At 35.8% G+C, this 16,479-nt stretch carries 17 protein-coding genes; 15 read left to right on the top strand and 2 right to left on the bottom strand.

What is annotated here, in order from left to right; genetic code table 11:
- Genes moaA through ACFSQJ_RS01570 form a run of 9 tightly spaced genes read left to right on the top strand, consistent with a single transcriptional unit; the run spans position 1 to position 7,751 of the window.
- A complete protein-coding gene (gene moaA, locus ACFSQJ_RS01610; protein ID WP_377765020.1) occupies positions 1 to 984 on the top strand; it encodes a GTP 3',8-cyclase MoaA in 984 nt (327 codons plus the stop codon).
- Positions 985 to 1,014: 30 nt separating this feature from the next.
- Positions 1,015 to 1,611, top strand: a complete 597-nt coding sequence (locus tag ACFSQJ_RS01605) for an NTP transferase domain-containing protein (protein WP_377765019.1) — start codon at positions 1,015 to 1,017, stop codon at positions 1,609 to 1,611.
- Entirely contained in the window at positions 1,608 to 2,678 is a 1,071-nt protein-coding gene (locus tag ACFSQJ_RS01600; protein ID WP_377765017.1) for a ThiF family adenylyltransferase, read from the top strand. Before ACFSQJ_RS01605 ends, ACFSQJ_RS01600 begins: the two co-directional genes overlap by 4 nt.
- Positions 2,669 to 3,451: a sulfite exporter TauE/SafE family protein gene (locus ACFSQJ_RS01595; protein ID WP_377765016.1), complete on the top strand. Its 783-nt coding sequence runs from the start codon at positions 2,669 to 2,671 to the stop codon at positions 3,449 to 3,451. The genes ACFSQJ_RS01600 and ACFSQJ_RS01595 overlap by 10 nt, the downstream gene beginning before the upstream one ends.
- Positions 3,448 to 4,647, top strand: a complete 1,200-nt coding sequence (locus ACFSQJ_RS01590; RefSeq protein ID WP_377765014.1) for a molybdopterin molybdotransferase MoeA — start codon at positions 3,448 to 3,450, stop codon at positions 4,645 to 4,647. The genes ACFSQJ_RS01595 and ACFSQJ_RS01590 overlap by 4 nt, the downstream gene beginning before the upstream one ends.
- The gene (locus tag ACFSQJ_RS01585; RefSeq protein WP_377765012.1) at positions 4,644 to 5,651 is read left to right on the top strand and encodes an XdhC family protein; all 1,008 of its coding nucleotides are present in this window, start codon (positions 4,644 to 4,646) and stop codon (positions 5,649 to 5,651) included. Before ACFSQJ_RS01590 ends, ACFSQJ_RS01585 begins: the two co-directional genes overlap by 4 nt.
- Positions 5,652 to 6,254: a nucleotidyltransferase family protein gene (locus ACFSQJ_RS01580; protein ID WP_377765011.1), complete on the top strand. Its 603-nt coding sequence runs from the start codon at positions 5,652 to 5,654 to the stop codon at positions 6,252 to 6,254.
- Complete coding sequence (locus ACFSQJ_RS01575) at positions 6,241 to 7,326, top strand: amidohydrolase family protein (protein ID WP_377765010.1); 1,086 nt, start codon at positions 6,241 to 6,243, stop codon at positions 7,324 to 7,326. Before ACFSQJ_RS01580 ends, ACFSQJ_RS01575 begins: the two co-directional genes overlap by 14 nt.
- Positions 7,327 to 7,340: 14 nt before the next feature.
- Positions 7,341 to 7,751: a tubby C-terminal domain-like protein gene (locus tag ACFSQJ_RS01570; RefSeq protein WP_377765009.1), complete on the top strand. Its 411-nt coding sequence runs from the start codon at positions 7,341 to 7,343 to the stop codon at positions 7,749 to 7,751.
- Positions 7,752 to 7,933: 182 nt separating this feature from the next.
- On the opposite strand, the gene ACFSQJ_RS01565 is transcribed toward ACFSQJ_RS01570, so the two are convergent.
- Complete coding sequence (locus ACFSQJ_RS01565; RefSeq protein WP_377765008.1) at positions 7,934 to 8,554, bottom strand: GntR family transcriptional regulator; 621 nt, start codon at positions 8,552 to 8,554, stop codon at positions 7,934 to 7,936.
- 58 nt (positions 8,555 to 8,612) lie between these two features.
- A complete protein-coding gene (locus tag ACFSQJ_RS01560) occupies positions 8,613 to 9,077 on the bottom strand; it encodes a hypothetical protein (protein ID WP_377765006.1) in 465 nt (154 codons plus the stop codon).
- A 129-nt stretch (positions 9,078 to 9,206) separates the two neighbouring features.
- Between ACFSQJ_RS01560 and ACFSQJ_RS01555 the strand changes: the two genes are divergently transcribed.
- From ACFSQJ_RS01555 to ACFSQJ_RS01530, 6 genes are all read left to right on the top strand, one after another.
- The gene (locus ACFSQJ_RS01555) at positions 9,207 to 10,520 is read left to right on the top strand and encodes an alpha/beta hydrolase family protein (RefSeq protein ID WP_377765005.1); all 1,314 of its coding nucleotides are present in this window, start codon (positions 9,207 to 9,209) and stop codon (positions 10,518 to 10,520) included.
- 26 nt (positions 10,521 to 10,546) lie between these two features.
- Positions 10,547 to 11,737, top strand: coding sequence for a Gfo/Idh/MocA family protein (locus tag ACFSQJ_RS01550; RefSeq protein ID WP_377765004.1), 1,191 nt, complete (start codon positions 10,547 to 10,549; stop codon positions 11,735 to 11,737).
- Positions 11,738 to 11,801: 64 nt separating this feature from the next.
- Positions 11,802 to 12,719 carry an EamA family transporter gene (locus ACFSQJ_RS01545; RefSeq protein WP_377765003.1) on the top strand — a complete coding sequence of 306 codons (918 nt, stop codon included), beginning with the start codon at positions 11,802 to 11,804 and terminating at the stop codon, positions 12,717 to 12,719.
- A 144-nt stretch (positions 12,720 to 12,863) separates the two neighbouring features.
- A complete protein-coding gene (locus tag ACFSQJ_RS01540) occupies positions 12,864 to 14,318 on the top strand; it encodes a hypothetical protein (RefSeq protein ID WP_377765002.1) in 1,455 nt (484 codons plus the stop codon).
- Between the two features lie 90 nt (positions 14,319 to 14,408).
- A complete protein-coding gene (locus tag ACFSQJ_RS01535) occupies positions 14,409 to 15,446 on the top strand; it encodes a sensor histidine kinase (RefSeq protein ID WP_377765001.1) in 1,038 nt (345 codons plus the stop codon).
- Entirely contained in the window at positions 15,443 to 16,468 is a 1,026-nt protein-coding gene (locus tag ACFSQJ_RS01530; protein WP_377765000.1) for a histidine kinase, read from the top strand. Before ACFSQJ_RS01535 ends, ACFSQJ_RS01530 begins: the two co-directional genes overlap by 4 nt.
- The last annotated feature ends 11 nt before the right edge of the window (positions 16,469 to 16,479 follow it).

Raw genomic sequence — 16,479 nt, 5'->3', positions numbered from 1 at the left:
ATGCTTTTAGACAATCACAACAGACATATTAATTACTTGAGATTGGCCGTAACGGATCGCTGTAACCTTAGGTGTAATTATTGCATGCCTTCAGAGGGAATCGATTTTGTGAAGAATGACAAATTACTCACTATAGACGAACTTGTTACCTTAAGCACAATCTTAGTGGGGCGGGGTATAGATAAAATTAGGATAACCGGAGGTGAACCCTTTGTAAGAAAAGACCTGATGCTCCTTTTGCGACATTTAAAAAAATTAGACGGGCTCAAAGATATTTCGGTGACGACCAATGCTACGCTAATTGGCCCTTATATTACAGAATTAAAAGAACTGGGTATTAAGGATGTTAATGTAAGTCTTGATGCCATTGATAAAGCGACCTTTGAACGCATTACCAGACGTGATCAATACGATACCGTTCATGAAAATCTGATTCGACTGATTTCTGAAGGGTTTAATGTTCGTATAAATTTCATTGTTCTGGAAGGACAGAACGAACAAGATATTATTCCAATCTTAGAATTAATGAAACATTATCCCGTTTCAGTTCGATTTTTGGAAGAAATGCCTTTTAATGGCGGAAGCAAATCTTTTCAGACCATTAAATGGGACTATAAGACCATTTTAGGCCATATTACGAATGCATTTCCAAAGTATACTAAGTTGAAGTCTCCTATAACTTCAACATCTATCAATTATCAAATTGAGGGTCATAAAAGCACCTTCGGTCTAATTCCGTCATTTAGTAGAACCTTTTGTGGAACATGCAATAGACTTCGTCTTACGGCAACGGGAGATATTATTACCTGTCTATACGGAAAACCGAAAGCCAATCTAAGGGATATTTTACGACATAAAGGTAACAGTGACAAAATAAAAGAGGCCATTCTTTCTGCAATCAATTCGAGAGCAAAGACAGGCTTTGAAGCACAACAAGAGCATAAATCTGTTTTCTCAAGTTCTATGACCTCTATTGGCGGTTAATATGAATTGAAACTAAAACGTTTTAAAGCAATGCAGACTAAAATAGCAATTCTTAACGGCTTAGTACTTTCTGGGGGTAAAAGTACCAGAATGGGTAATGATAAGGGGCTTATTGAGTATCATGGTATACCACAGCGAGAATATTTGTATAGTTTACTTGAAAGTTTATGTGATAAAACCTTTTTAAGTATACGAGAAGAGCAACATAAGGAATTGGTGTCCAATTTCAATTGTATTGTCGACCGAAATGAATATAGGGGTCCGTTAAATGGTATTTTAAGTGCACATAAAGAACATTCAGAAAATGCTTGGCTGGTTGTTGCCTGCGATTTACCATTACTTAATGCATATAGTCTTGAGAAGTTGATTTCAGAAAGAGATACCAATAAAGTGGCTACAGCTTATGCAACCAAAAAGAGCAACTTGCCAGAACCGCTCATTACAATTTGGGAACCAAAGGGCTTACAATTGGCTAAAGAATATATGAAAACAGCGGAGAGTTCATGCCCTAGAAAATTTTTAATTAATTCCGATATCAAACTAGTTTATCCAGAGAAAGACGAAGTATTGTACAATGCGAATTCAATAAAGGAATATGAATTTGCTTTAAACAAACTAAATTCATGATTAAACCGGATAGATTTGTTAGGCAAACCAGCCTCTCGGGTTTTGGTCTTGAAAAACAGGCCAAGTTGGCTGATAGCAAAGTTCTAATAGTGGGCCTTGGAGGATTGGGGCTACCTGTTGGGCAATACCTTAATGCAATGGGAGTTGGAACATTAGGGCTAGTAGATCAAGATTTTGTTGAGCTACATAATTTACAGCGTCAAGTGTTGTATTCTGAAGATGATATCGGAAAATTGAAACTTGAAGTTACTTCCCAAAAATTAAAAGCACAAAATAGTCAAACACTATTAAAGTGTTTTGATACCTACTTGACAAAAGATAATGCACTTGAGATAGTAAAAGAATTCGATGTAATCGTAGATGCTACCGATAATTTTGCCGCCAGGTATGTAATCAATGATGCTTGCGTAATATTAAACAAGCCTTTTGTTTATGGTGCATTACACGCTTTTGAAGGTCAGGTTAGTGTGTTCAATTATGAAGATGGGCCTACCTACAGGTGTTTGTTTCCAAAAATGCCAAGCCCTGAGGAAACTCCCAATTGTGCAACAAATGGCATCTTGGGTATTCTCCCAGGAATTATAGGCACGCTGCAAGCATTGGAAACGGTAAAAATTATAACTGGAGTAGGAGAGGTCCTTTCCGGAAAATTATTGGTCTACGACGGTTTATTGCAAAATACCCGAAAAGTGAGTTTTACAGTAGTTCCAGAAAATAAAGTGATAACAAAGCTTCAAACGGATTATGGGTTTGATTTGTGTGAATCAAGTCCTTCTATTTCAGCAAAAGACTTTTTGGCACTTCAGCAACGAAAAAAATTACAGGTAATCGATGTAAGAAGTATTGAAGAATTCAATAAAGATCATTTAAGTGGTTCCGTTAATATTACTTTTGAAGAACTAAAAAGTTCCTTACAGAAGATAAATTTTGATAAAGACGTTTATTTGCTCTGTCAATCTGGTAAACGTAGCGAAAGGGCTTATGCTATCTTAATAAGTCTAAAACCCGAAGCAATTGTGTATAGCGTAAGCGGAGGGCTCAATCAAATGGCTTCTGTATGTCCATAGCATTAAGCGAGCTAATCATATTGATGCTTATTTTTTTTGGCATTGCTACTTTGTATGCATCTGTAGGCTTTGGCGGTGGCTCTAGTTACTTAGCGATTTTAGCGATTTTCTTCACCAGTTTTTTTGTTATTCGAAGTACGGCATTATTTTGCAACTTAATAGTGGTTGCTGGAGGTTGTTATTTGTTTTATAGGAAAGGTCATTTGCATTTTAAAAAGTTCCTTCCTTTTGTTTTAACAAGTATTCCTATGGCCTTTATTGGGGCCTCCTTTAAGCTAAACGAAGTGATTTTCTTTAGTATTTTGGGTGTTTCATTGGTCATAGCAGCCATTGCTCTTTTCACACAGACAATAAATTTAAAAACCGATTTCAATCCAAGGAATTACCCTCCATATCTTTCATATGTACTCGGCGCACTTATTGGGCTGTTATCCGGATTAGTAGGTATTGGAGGTGGTATTTTTTTAGCCCCCATACTACACCACATGAAATGGGACAGGCCTATTGTTATAGCTGCACTCTCCAGTTTTTTTATATTGGTCAATTCCATTTCTGGGCTTAGTGGGCTGTTATGGAATAACTCGTTTGAAATATATTGGGTAGAAGCCGTTTGTCTATGCATAGCAGTTTTAATTGGAGGACAATTAGGCACACGTTTTAGCATTAGTAATCTTTCCGCTCGAAGGATACGGATAATTACTGCTATTTTAGTATTGTTCGTTGGTGTTCGGGTTTTAATCAATAATGGGTTGCAACTAAATTTTTTCTCATGATATCATTTAGCGAAGCACTTCAATTAGTACTAAAACATAGCGTTGATCTTGGTGAAGAAAAAGTTCTTTTAAATGATTCTGTAGGCAGGGTGTTAGCTGAAAAAATTTATGCTGATCGTGACTTCCCTCCATTTGACAGAGCTACTAAAGATGGCATTGCTATTAATTATAAAGCAATTGAAAAGGGTTTGATTGATTTTCCTATTTCCGATATTGCCGCCGCCGGAAATCCTCAAAAAGAATTACACAATTCGGAATACTGTATGGAAATAATGACCGGTGCCGTAATCCCTAAAAATGCCGATACAGTAATCATGTATGAGCATTTGTCCATTGCTCAGGGAAAAGTAAGAGTAAAAGAAACTGTAAAAAAAGGGCAAAACATCCATCAAAAAGGTGGTGATGAGATGAAAGGAGCTACTTTGTTAAAAGATGGTGTTTTATTGAGTGCTGCAGAAATTGGTGTTTTGGCTTCCGTTGGAAAATCAGAGGTTTTGGTTAAAAAACTTCCAAAAATTTGTGTTATATCTACAGGAGATGAATTGGTCGATGTAAACGAAGTGCCCCAACCTCATCAACTACGAAAATCAAATACCTATACACTTAAAGCCATACTACAAGGCGAAAAAATTATAGCCAATCGACTTCATATAAATGATGACAAAGAAATTACCAAAAAGGAACTTTTAAAGGCCCTAAAAAGATATGACGTTTTGTTATTAAGTGGCGGTGTATCAAAAGGGAAGTATGATTACCTGCCAGAAGTGTTTAAAGAAATAGAAGTGAAAAAGATTTTTCATAAGATAAAACAGCGTCCCGGTAAGCCGTTTTGGTTTGGCAACCATGAAAGCTCACAAACCACTATTTTTGCTTTCCCTGGAAATCCTGTATCTACTTTCGCAAACTACCATATCTATTTTAAGCCCTGGATTAACAAATCATTGGGTTTGCCCTCGGTTAGAATTAGTGTAATTTTAGATGAAACTTTTAATAATACTACGGATTTGACACGATTTATTCAAGCCAAAGTACAAATAGCCTCAGGTAAATTAGTAGTGTCATTAATACAAGCTAACGGATCAGGAGATTTAACCAGTTTATCAAAGGCGAACGGATTTGTAATCTTTGCGCCAAATACCCCATATAAAAAAGGGGAAGTCGTTCAAGTCATAGCAACGCGAAGATTTTTTAAATGACGCACGAATTAAAAGAAATAGTTAAAGCTTTTGAAACGGCCAAAACAAAAGGAATACGGGCTGTTTTAGCTACGGTAGTAGCTTTAGAAGGGTCTTCATATCGTAGACCAGGAGTTCGCATGCTTTTGTTGGAAAATGGACAAAGTATCGGCGCGGTAAGCGGAGGTTGCGTTGAAAAAGAAGTTTTGCGACAGGCCGCATCTGTTTTTAAAACAGATATTCCTAAAGTAATGACCTATGACGGACGATATCGCTTGGGTTGCGAAGGAATCTTATACATATTACTTGAACCTTTTAATCCCAACGAGGCTTTTCTAAATTCTTTTAGGAAAATAGTGAAAAAAAGAAAATCCTTTGCCATTGACAGTTATTACTTAAAAGCCTATGGTGAATCGAAAAGTTTTGGCTCGGTCTTTAAGCTTGAGGACGAAATAATACCAATTAAGGCATCCTTCGAACCAAAGACAGATACATTAGTATTCATTCAAGAGCTGAATCCATGTGCTAAAATGATTCTTATTGGTGCAGAACATGACGCTGTGCAATTATGTCATTTCGCGGCATCTGCAGGATTTGAGGTTTGCATTATTACCGATCCAAAAGAAGGAAAATCCATTACCGATTTTAAGGGAGCAACCCATTTTATACATATTGAGCCAGCGTCCTTAAACGTGACTATTGATGAACAAACTGTGATAGTTTTAATGACACATAGTTATGTTAAGGATTTACAATTTTTAATGGCCTTAAAAAACGAAAAGCCCTGTTATTTTGGATTGCTAGGTCCCGTCAGAAGAAGAGAAAAATTATTTAATGAACTCTTGGAAACAGACCCTGATATTTCAGAAACTTTTTTAGATAGTATCCATGGTCCCGCCGGACTGGATATAGGTGCGGAAACGCCTCAAGAAATTGCAATAGCCGTTCTTGCCGAGATTTTGACTGTCACCAATAAAAGAAAACCTATGCTTTTAAAAAATAGGGAAGGCAGAATACATAATTAAATGAACTCTCAACAGAAAGAACTTGCTATTTTAATCTTAGCTGCTGGTGCATCCTCTAGAATGGGAGAAATAAAACAGTTACTTCCCTGGAAGGGAAATACCATGTTAGGGCATACAATAAAGCAGGCAAAACAAGTTTCTAATGCTGTTTTTGTAGTTCTCGGTGCCAATTCTGAGGTGATTAAAGAAAAGCTAAATCAAAATGTGACCATTTTTAAAAATACGAATTGGAAAGATGGTATGGGTTCTTCTATCGCGTTCGGGGTTAGTCAACTAAAAAGGCACTCCTATAAAGCTGTTCTTATTATGTTGGCCGATCAACCCTTTTTAACTGCCGACTATTTGATGGAATTAAAAGAACAATTTTTCGGTTTCGAATATGATGTAGTAGCAACTTCTTATCCTAAAAAGAATGGAGTACCCGCTATTTTTAACAAGACTTATTTTTCGCAATTAGAGCAATTGAACAAAGACTTTGGCGCTCAGCATATTATAAAGGCTTCTGATAATATTATGACAATCGACCCCAAAGACAGGGCCATTGATATTGACACAATTGAAGTATACGAACAACTCAAAACTAAAAGTGATGATAAAATTTAAAATAATACTGACTTTTCTTGCCTTTTGTATTGGTCTAAACGCCTTTACACAAGAAATGAGCTTTGAAGCGTACAATCCGAAATCTACTTTGATAGTTCCTGAAAATCCTACTCCACGGGCCAAGTTTACGTTTATAGATGTTCATAGCCATCAATTTGAGATGGCAGAGCAAGACCTTTCGGTTCTCATCAAAGATATGGACAAGCTAAATGAAGGTATTATGGTTAACCTTAGTGGTGGCTCTGGCGAAGGCCTCCGAGCCATGCTCAAAAATGTTAATGACCATTATCCAAATCGATTTGCCATTTTTGCCAATGTCGACTTTAGCGGTGTTGGAAATGAGGACTGGGGCAAAAAAGCTGCCGCCCAATTAGGCGCCGATATAAAAGCTGGTGCAAAAGGATTGAAAATTTATAAAAGTTTGGGGCTTCGATATAAAGATGTCAACGGAAATCGAATTCGTATTGATGATTCGAGGTTAGACCCCATTTGGGAAAAATGCGCAGAAATGGGAGTACCGGTTCTTATACACGCCGCCGATCCAAAGTCATTTTGGGATGATATGAACAGTGAGAATGAACGGTGGCTGGAACTAAAGACAAGGCCTCGTAGAAAACGTTCGGCGACCAATCCTGCCCCGTGGCAACAAATTATAGATGAGCAGCATCGAATCTTCAAAAAGCACTCTAAAACTAAATTCATTAATGCCCATATGGGTTGGTATGCCAATGATTTAAAAACACTTTCGAAGCTTCTTGATGAAATACCAAATATGTCCGTTGGTATTGGGGCAATTATTGCTGAGCTCGGCAGGCAACCCAAACAGGCTAAAGCATTTTTCATAAAATACCAAGACCGGATTCTATTCGGAAAAGATAGTTGGAAGCCTGAAGAGTTTCCGACTTATTTTAGGGTATTGGAAACAGCTGACGAATATTTTCCGTACTATAAAAAATATCATGCTTTCTGGGCGATGTATGGTTTAGATTTACCTGACCAAGTCTTAAAAAAGGTATATTACCAAAATGCATTGAAGCTAATTCCTGGCTTAGATAAAAATCTATTTAACTGAAACCTATTATTACAATGACCGACCTTAACTTTCCTATCTCATTCAATTTTAATATTACCACCTTATCCAATGATTTTACTGCAAGAGATGCAAAAGGGAATATAATTGCCTATGTGAGACAAAAAATGTTCAAATTCAAAGAAGATATTGAAGTGTTCTCAAATGAATCTAGAACTCAAGTAAATTACAGAATTAAAGCGGACAAGTGGATCGATTTCTCAACGGCGTATAGTTTTACCGACAGCAATGGCAAGGCCTTGGGGAAGGTTGCACGTAAAGGATGGGCCTCACTCTGGAAAGCCAATTATGACATTATAGACCAGCATGAAAAACCGCAATATAAAATTCGTGAAGAAAATGCCTGGGTCAAAGTAGCGGATGGGCTACTTGGGCAAATACCTATTCTCAATATTTTTACAGGATAACTTTTCAATCCTAGTTATGTTGTTCTCGACAAAGAAGAACAGATAGTTGTTCGGCTAAAGAAAGAAGCTTCTTTTTTTGGAAGAAAATTTAAAATTTCGCAGGTAAAAGCAACGGATGCCGACGATGATCATCGCGTAATGTTAAGCTTAATGATGTTGGTGCTATTAGAGCGGAGAAGGGGCTAGGGGTTTTCGGTTTTCATTTGTTTTTTTAGATACTCTAGAACCGTAATCCAGTTCATTTTTAAAATTAATGCAGCTGTAGGAATGTTATCCTCTTCAATTGCCCGCAGTACACCTTCATTTTGGTTATCTATGGTTTCGTAAAAATTGGCATCATTGATATAAAGTTGCTCGTAGAACAAAATTCTTGTTTTTAGCTTACTAAGAATTGTTTTCAATATTCTATTGTAGCAAGCATCCATCAAAGTCTCATGAAATTTTAGACGTAAGCCCAAACGTGCATTTGGTGTATGACTTTGCTGCAATTGTAATTGTAGATTGTGGAGCTTAGCTATAAGATTTTCATCAAATGTAGAAGAATCCAAGGCAATCACCTCAAGTTGAGCTACCGTATGATATAGATCATTAGCTTCGTTTACGGATAGCTCATTAATAATAAAACCTCGATTCGGTATTGCCTTTACTATTTCTGACTCCTCTAATTGACTAAGCGCCTCACGGATTGGGGTTACACTAACATTTAATTTTCTGGAAAGAGCCGCAAGATTTATGGTCTGACCTATTTGTAGGTTACCTTCTCGTATCTCCCTTAACAAATACTGTTTAACTCCACTTCGCAAAATATAAATTTCTGACACACAATAAAATTACAAAATCGCATATGATTTAATAATTTTATTATCTGAGTGTGTAAACAAATTTTTGGAATCCTGGTAAATCTTGATTAAGGTTTAGCACAAGGTTACCATCTTCAATTTGTAAAGTTGAAAATTGGGGGTTATCCTCAAAGGTAACTTCTGTCTCATCCGAAAACCATATACCGCTTTCAGTTATTATACCATTGCACCTAATATCAAACTGTCCTCCGGTTATTGCAGTTATGGCTAAATCGGTTTGTTCTAAACTCCATTGCAAATCTCCATCAATTAAAAGTTCTCCTGTAAGACAATCTAACTCATCCAAAAGATTTGTTGAAGATATTCCATCATCATTGAGGTCTTGTGGAGGGTTCATAACAACTTCAGATAGATCCCAGAGACCAACAGCCGCAAAATTTGGTGGTGTAATACCATCAACGCCGTCGTCTAAATTACAACTAAATAGACTTATCAGGCATAGGAAGAGAAATACATTTTTTTTCATAGCAAGCAATTTATATCAAACAAATATTATGTTTTTTTTCAGTATTTGAAAGTTATTCTTTAAAAGCAATTGATAATAAGGGTTATACGCTAAAGTTTACTATTTTTAAAAGTATAATCAAACAACAAAATGAATACCAGAAAACAATTTTATTCTATTCTATTTATTTTATCTGTTCTAGTGATAGTAGGTTGGAACGCAACTAGTAATAACACGGAACCATATACCTATCTATTCGGAGACTCTTTACCTGATGCTCCCGAATTGGCGGCAAGAGGTGATTTCGGAGTTGGTGTCCGCACCATTAAACTTATTAATAAAAACCAACTGGATATCTTGAATATTAAGAATGGTGAAGCACCTATATATGACCGTCCAATTACGGTTGAAGTTTGGTATCCCGCTGTAATACCAGATGATTCAAAAGAAATTGAATCCTACACACAAGTTCTGGGCAGAAATGGTGACCCAAACCGTCCTTTGAAACCCTTCACATTTAAAGGAAGGGCACTTCGGGATGCTGAAATAGTAATTTCTAAAGAAAAATACCCCTTAATTATTCTATCTCATGGTTATGTTGGGTCCAGGTTTTTATTTACCTATTTATCGGAAAACTTGGCCTCAAAGGGATATGTTGTTGTTTCAATCGACCATACCGATTCAACCTATAAAGATGCAGCGAACTTTACCAGTACCTTGGTGAACAGATCTCTTGATCAGTTATTCGTTTTAAATGAGATAGCAAGGCTCTCAGATTTGTCAAATAATGGATTTTTGTCTGGCAGGGTAAATACTTCACAAACTGGTCTAGTCGGTTACTCAATGGGAGGTTACGGGGGTTTGAACACTTGTGGTGCTGGCTATAGCTCAAAGGCAATCGGGTTTTACAAAACCGCTACTGGTGGCAATACGGCACTAGATGGAAGGACGATGGATAGTGAAGCATATAAAAATTTTACTGATTCAAGGATAAAAGCCTTTGTAGCATTAGCGCCATGGGGTATGGCAAATGAGGTTTGGGATGCAAAAGGTCTTGCTGGATTAAAGACACCCACCTTTTTAGTTTCGGGAAGCGAAGATGATATTTCAATGTATGAGAATGGGGTAAAAGCAATATATGAAGGAGTAGTGAATAGCGATCGATATTTACTAACCTACATAAATGCTAGGCATAATGTAGCTCCTAATCCACCCGCAGACGCCACCATGGCCTCAGGCCTTGATATCAATGAATACCTGCGTTACGCAGATTCGGTTTGGGATATGAGGAGAATCAATAATATTAATCAGCATTTTATAACTGCATTTTTTGGGATACATTTAAAAAATCAGGATTTTGAAAGTTATCTAAATCTTGATCAAAACGCCAGTAGTGGTAATTGGAAAGGTTTTAAACCTAGAACTTCTATCGGGATGGAACTAAGACATAAGACCCCAAATTAATTTCTCTAATTAAAATAATCAACCTAATGAAGCGAAGAGATTTTGTAATTGGCACAGGTGCAGCTCTATTATCCGCAGCGTCTTACAGCAATATTATTGGTGCAAATGATAGATTGGGCGTGGCTTTGGTTGGAGCTGGTCGTAGGGGTAGATGGATGTTAAAAAAAATGTTAGAGACAGGTATATTTAGGCCAATAATTCTATGTGACGTTTGGGACGAACAAATGAAGCGTACCAAAGACTTTTTAAAACTAGATAATTTAAAGGAGACATATAGCATTGATGAAGTCTTGTCCAACAAGGATGTCGATGTAGTTCTTTTGGCCTCCCCAGATCATCTGCATAAATCTTATGCGGTAAAAATTGTTAAAGCTGGTAAGCACCTCTATCTAGAAAAGCCAGTCACCTTAAAATATCAAGAAGGGTATTCACTGAAAAAAGCGTTGAATAATTCAAGCTCGGTTTGTCAAACCGGAACCCAACAACGTAGCGGCAATATGTACAAACAAATCAAAGAAGATTTTTTTGAAAGTTCTAAGATGCTTGGAAATATTGTTTTTGCTAGAGCGGTATGGAGTGATTTTGGTTGGCAACGAAGAAAAATAGAATCAAGACCTGAGCCAAAAAATTTCAAATGGAACACGTTTTTAGGGGAATCTACTAAAATACCTTATCAATGGGCAAGATATGATGCATGGCGAAATTATAAGGAATATGGAGCAGGAATCTTATCAGACCTATTGACCCATTGGGTAGATGTAGCACAATGGATGATGAATGATACAAATCCACTTAATGCAGTTACCACAGGTGGTATTTATTACTTGAAAGATGGGAGAAGCAACCCTGACACCGTAAATTCTGTCATACAATATAACAAGTGGAACTTTTCTTTTGAATGTACTGTATTGCCAATAAAAAACTCACAAGATTCGGTCTTATTTCAAGGAACAAAAGGAAGTCTTGAAGTTTTTAGGTCTGGGTATATCTACCGACCTCATGTTGGAAATGAAATAGTATATGAAAACAGCGAAGACTTAGATTTAGCACATGTATATAATTTTATCGATGCAATAAAAACTGGCAAGAAACCTTCTGCAAACATTCAAGTCGGCTTAGATGCTGTAAAACCATCGCATCTAGCCGTCTCTTCATATTGGGAAGGAAAAAAGGTCATGTTTAATGAGGAACAAACAAAAATTATAGACGCTAACTAATCACCAATCTTATGAATTAAGCTGATAAAAAGAGTTTAATTTTACAGAATATACCCAAGCTGTTTTGAAAGAATCACCGAGCAAAAGCTTAATCATTTTAGCATTTATTTCAATTTATATAGTTTGGGGCTCTACCTATTTACTGAACAAAATTGCGGTAACAGAATTACCTCCCTTTTATTTAGCATCGATACGTTTTATAGTTGCGGGTATTTTAATTTTCATTATAGCTCGTATTTTAGGTCATTCTTTAAGGATCACGCAAAAGCAATTCTTGAACACGCTTTTTTTAGGCTTCTTATTTTTAAGCTATGGCAATGGTGTTGCTGTTTGGGCCTTAAAATATGTTGACAGCGGCTTTGCTGCTTTAGAGGTGTCGGCTCAGCCCTTGGTGATTTTAATAATGATGTACGTACTACAAGGAAAAAAGATTCAGCCCATGTCTATTGTTGGAGTCGTTTTAGGCGTAATAGGTATTTATTTATTGATCAGCCAAAAAGAAATTCTGGCACAAGAAAATTCAATCATTGGTATACTAATGATTTTTTCAGTAATGCTTTTTTGGGGTTATGGCAGTCTATTTGTTCGAAAAGCAGATTTGCCATCGAATTACTTCGTAAATACAGGTTTTCAAATGTTTAATGCAGGTATTATACTTGCATTTATGAGTTTAGTATTCAATGAATCGTGGTCATTGCCAAATACATGGCAGACAGATACCCAGTGGTCTATGGTTTTGTTAATTGTCTTTGGCAGCATTATCGCTTTCACATCCTTCAATTTTTTATTAAAACATGTTTCCCCCGAAAAGGTCGCTACAAACACCTATGTAAACCCTATAGTGGCCTTGTTTCTAGGCTGGTTGTTTTTAAATGAAAAAATTACAGTACAGTCCATTATAGCAGCCATCGTACTTTTGGCAGGGGTATATTTTATAAATACCAAGAAAAAGCTGGTGCTTTTTGAACGATTTAAGAAATAGCTGTTTTTCATCTCATGTACATTTCAATACAAAGAATGTTCAATTGATTACATTTTATTTTTTCTGGTGGGCAACACTTCTCATATTTGTCGTGTCAATCAAAAACAATCAATCATTTATTCATCAATCAAAAAACGAACAATCATGATTCAACTATCGAAAATCATCGCTTCATTTCTAATTAAACTACTATTCATATTACTTCTAGTCAGTTCAACGGCGGTGAGTGGGCAAAAAAGAAGTACTTCAGTAAATATTTCTAGTAGCGGCAAGACTACAGTCTCCATTAAAAACGGTTTCGGCAATAATTTTTCCTTAGAGTATAAAGGGGAAATTACACTGTCAGATGACGATACCGATGTGATTTCTATTTCCGATAACGGTTATATGGAAATTAAGAAATCAGCATTTGGGAGTAGAAGAAGGATTTTTATTGAACCAGATAATTCTGGTCGTTTAATTAAGAAATACTATGTAGGAGGTTCGCAAAAAAGTTTTGACGCCGAAGGAAAAAAATGGCTATCGGAAATTCTTCTGGAAGTTGTTCGCTCTACGACTTTAGGTGCAGAGAAAAGAGTTGATAGATTTTACAAAGAAGGTGGTTCATACAAGGTGTTGAAAGAGGTAGGTAATATTTCAAGTGAACACGTAAAATCTAGGTATTTAAAGTTATTATTAGAAAAAGATTTAAAAGAGAAGGACTTAATTTCTGTTTTAAATACAATTGGTGACGATATAGACTCTGACCATCATAGTGCAAGCATTCTCAAATCCCACACCAAAAAATTCTTAGCTTACGAAGGCGCGACTTCAGCCTATATAAGGGCTACCGGAGAAATAGATTCTGATCATCATAAGGCCGAGGTATTAAAAAGGTCAATTAAAGATGGTGAAATATCAGATACACAACTTAAAGCCTTGTTTCAGATAACAAAAGCTATTGATTCTGATCATCATAAAGCTTCGGTATTAAAAGAGGTTCTCGATAGACGTTCTTTAAGTTCTGAAAATATGAAGCTTTTAGTAAGTACAGCTAAAGATATCAATTCTGATCATCATAAGGCTTCGGTTTTAAAACAGGCCTTAAACAAGAACGATATGCCTCAAAGTGTTTACAATACCTTACTATCTTCAATTGGTGATATGGATTCTGATCATCATATTGCAAGTGTCTTTTCTGAGCTATTACGAAACAAAATAGATGGGGCTTCGTTGACATACCTTCTTGACTTAGTTGGTGATACGATGGATTCTGATTATCATCAAGCAAATGTTTTAAGCCAAGTAGCGAGCAAGCAAGATATAGCTAACAATGTACTGACCAACTATTTGAGTGCCCTTAGAGAAATAGATTCAGACGCTCATCAAGCTTCTACTTTTAAAGAACTTTCAAGAAAAGACTTTAAAGCCGCTCAATTGATTAAAATACTTGAAGCCACAAACAATATAAGCTCTGACCATCATAAAGCCGAAAGTCTTTTAAGTTTTGCTTCCAAGGTTCGAAATGCTAATAGCGATGTAAAGGCTGCCTATACCGCTGCCTGCAAAGATATTTCTTCATCTTCGCACTATGGCAGAGCCTTAAGGGCAATTCAATAGTTAAGTCTAAACAACAACCAATCAAAAACCGACTCTAACATCTCCAAAATAGACACCTTATAATTCTAAGATTATGTCTATTTTGGTTATATGGAGTTAAACTACCAAACCATATTTTACCGACCAGCCGTGAGAAAACATCTCAGCATTCTTTTTATTGGTTTTCTGTTAGGAATTCTACTCTATAGTTTTATAAAGTTTAACGACTCACAAAGTTATTTAGAATACTATTTGAGTGGCTTTTTAGGAGTACTGGTTAGCTATGGGGTATATTATTCCAACTCAAAGCTAAATCAAATATTACCTTTTAAAAAACTTCCAGGAACCCGAATTTTAGCAGGTATTATTTGGGGTTTAATACTAAGCTATTCCATAGTAATTCTTGGTTTTTGGTCTTATTCCGTGGTAATGGATTACCAATTTTCATTTGAAAACGAGTCTAGTTTATTCATTAAAATCGGCATTTTACTATTTTGTGTAGCTATAATTTATAATGTGATATACTTTGCGCTGTATTCTTATAATTACTTTGCCAAAGTACAGGTCAAAGAATTGGCCATACAACGTAAACAGGCAGAACTTCAGCTGAACGTTCTTAAATCACAATTAAGACCACATTTTCTATTTAATAGCATTAATGTTCTTACTTCTTTGTTCCATAAAGATCTCGCGCTAGCGGAGTTATTTATAAGGGCTTTGGCGAAATCATACGACTATACATTAACTACTTATAATTCAACCCTGGTTACAGTTAAAGAAGAACTTGCTTTTGTAAATGCCTATTTATTGTTAATTCAAACCCGATTTGGGAATGGTTTCGACCTAATGGTCGAATTAGATGATTCAACTCAAGAAACAAATATCCCTCCTTTAACATTGCAGTTATTAATAGAAAATGCATCAAAGCATAATTTTTTTGATAACGAGAATCCACTAAAAGTAAAATTATACAGAGAGCGAAATGAATTGATAATAACCAATCTAAAGTCCGATAAAACAAATAAGAAAAATGTGTCTACAAAACTTGGATTAAAAAATATCAGCTCAAGGTATGCGATACTAACGGGTAAAAAGATTACGATCTTAGATAACGAAAGCTTCACGGTCAAACTACCTGTAATAGTATGAAAAAGTTATTCGTACATCACCCACTATTTAGGTTGTTAAGTCCACTCTTCAGTGGTGTTCTGGTTTACCTGCTTTTACTTTTAATCAATAACACCATCGATCAACTCCAAGACACTTTTTTGGGGCAAGAGCTCTATGTTTGCATAGGCTTAGCATACATTATTCAAGAGTTTTCTAGGTATTCGTTGCTGTTTTTTAAGAGCTTTAAAAAGCCAAAGTCTTTTTTAACAAAATTGATATTGCAAACAATCACCTCTGTGCTTCTTACAATTGTATTGGTCACGGTAACTATGATTTTGTATTTTAAGTATATTTTATTATTCACACCTAATAGTAGGGAACTACTTGTCTTCAATTCAATCTTTGTTTTTATCACTATAATTTATGTAATCTTATTTGTAGCCCATTATTATTTGCATAAAATAAATACAGAAAAACTAACTAAAGAAAAAGAAGCGAAAGCAGCGATTGAAGATTCGTTTAAAGAATTTAAAAAGGGTATCAATCCTGATTTGCTTTTTGAAAGCCTTGAAGCACTTCTTGTACTTATGAAAAAGGATGCAGACAAGGCCGAAGCTTTAGCTGATCGTTTTTCTTCTATTTACAGATATATACTCACAAAAAAGAACAGTGAACTAGTAGCAATTAATGAAGAACTGTATACTTTGGAAGAGTTGGTGGCATTATTAAATCAACTACCGTACAGAAAAGTTAGTTTACAAAATTCATTAAGCGGTAACAGCTTTATTGTTCCTTGTACCTTGTTACAAATTACAGAAACCATTGTTAAGACCACCGTTGTTTCAGAAAACCAGAAACTAATAATCTCCATTGAGGAGTCAGAAGGTGAATTAAAAATAAGTTACAACCCTGAAGAAAAACTGAGGGATAGTTTTACAATTGATAGTGTTCAAGGCATATTAAAAAGCTATTCCTTTTATACTGATCAAAATATACGAATTGCCGTAGATGGAATCTATAAATCTATATTTCTCCCCCAATTATATTATGAAACTGAATAAAGGTTAACAAA

Source organism: Croceitalea marina (assembly GCF_042684265.1).
Lineage (GTDB): Bacteria > Bacteroidota > Bacteroidia > Flavobacteriales > Flavobacteriaceae > Croceitalea > Croceitalea marina.
This window is presented reverse-complemented; position numbering and strand designations above follow the sequence as displayed.

Coding starts and splice junctions, on each gene's coding strand:
- moaA (WP_377765020.1), top strand. CDS start 1: ATGCTTTTAGACAATCACAACAGACATATTAATTACTTGAGATTGGCC.
- ACFSQJ_RS01560 (WP_377765006.1), bottom strand. CDS start 9,077: ATGAAAAAAAATGTATTTCTCTTCCTATGCCTGATAAGTCTATTTAGT.
- ACFSQJ_RS01570 (WP_377765009.1), top strand. CDS start 7,341: ATGACCGACCTTAACTTTCCTATCTCATTCAATTTTAATATTACCACC.
- ACFSQJ_RS01595 (WP_377765016.1), top strand. CDS start 2,669: ATGTCCATAGCATTAAGCGAGCTAATCATATTGATGCTTATTTTTTTT.
- ACFSQJ_RS01540 (WP_377765002.1), top strand. CDS start 12,864: ATGATTCAACTATCGAAAATCATCGCTTCATTTCTAATTAAACTACTA.
- ACFSQJ_RS01550 (WP_377765004.1), top strand. CDS start 10,547: ATGAAGCGAAGAGATTTTGTAATTGGCACAGGTGCAGCTCTATTATCC.
- ACFSQJ_RS01580 (WP_377765011.1), top strand. CDS start 5,652: ATGAACTCTCAACAGAAAGAACTTGCTATTTTAATCTTAGCTGCTGGT.
- ACFSQJ_RS01585 (WP_377765012.1), top strand. CDS start 4,644: ATGACGCACGAATTAAAAGAAATAGTTAAAGCTTTTGAAACGGCCAAA.
- ACFSQJ_RS01535 (WP_377765001.1), top strand. CDS start 14,409: ATGGAGTTAAACTACCAAACCATATTTTACCGACCAGCCGTGAGAAAA.
- ACFSQJ_RS01605 (WP_377765019.1), top strand. CDS start 1,015: ATGCAGACTAAAATAGCAATTCTTAACGGCTTAGTACTTTCTGGGGGT.
- ACFSQJ_RS01600 (WP_377765017.1), top strand. CDS start 1,608: ATGATTAAACCGGATAGATTTGTTAGGCAAACCAGCCTCTCGGGTTTT.
- ACFSQJ_RS01575 (WP_377765010.1), top strand. CDS start 6,241: ATGATAAAATTTAAAATAATACTGACTTTTCTTGCCTTTTGTATTGGT.
- ACFSQJ_RS01530 (WP_377765000.1), top strand. CDS start 15,443: ATGAAAAAGTTATTCGTACATCACCCACTATTTAGGTTGTTAAGTCCA.
- ACFSQJ_RS01555 (WP_377765005.1), top strand. CDS start 9,207: ATGAATACCAGAAAACAATTTTATTCTATTCTATTTATTTTATCTGTT.
- ACFSQJ_RS01590 (WP_377765014.1), top strand. CDS start 3,448: ATGATATCATTTAGCGAAGCACTTCAATTAGTACTAAAACATAGCGTT.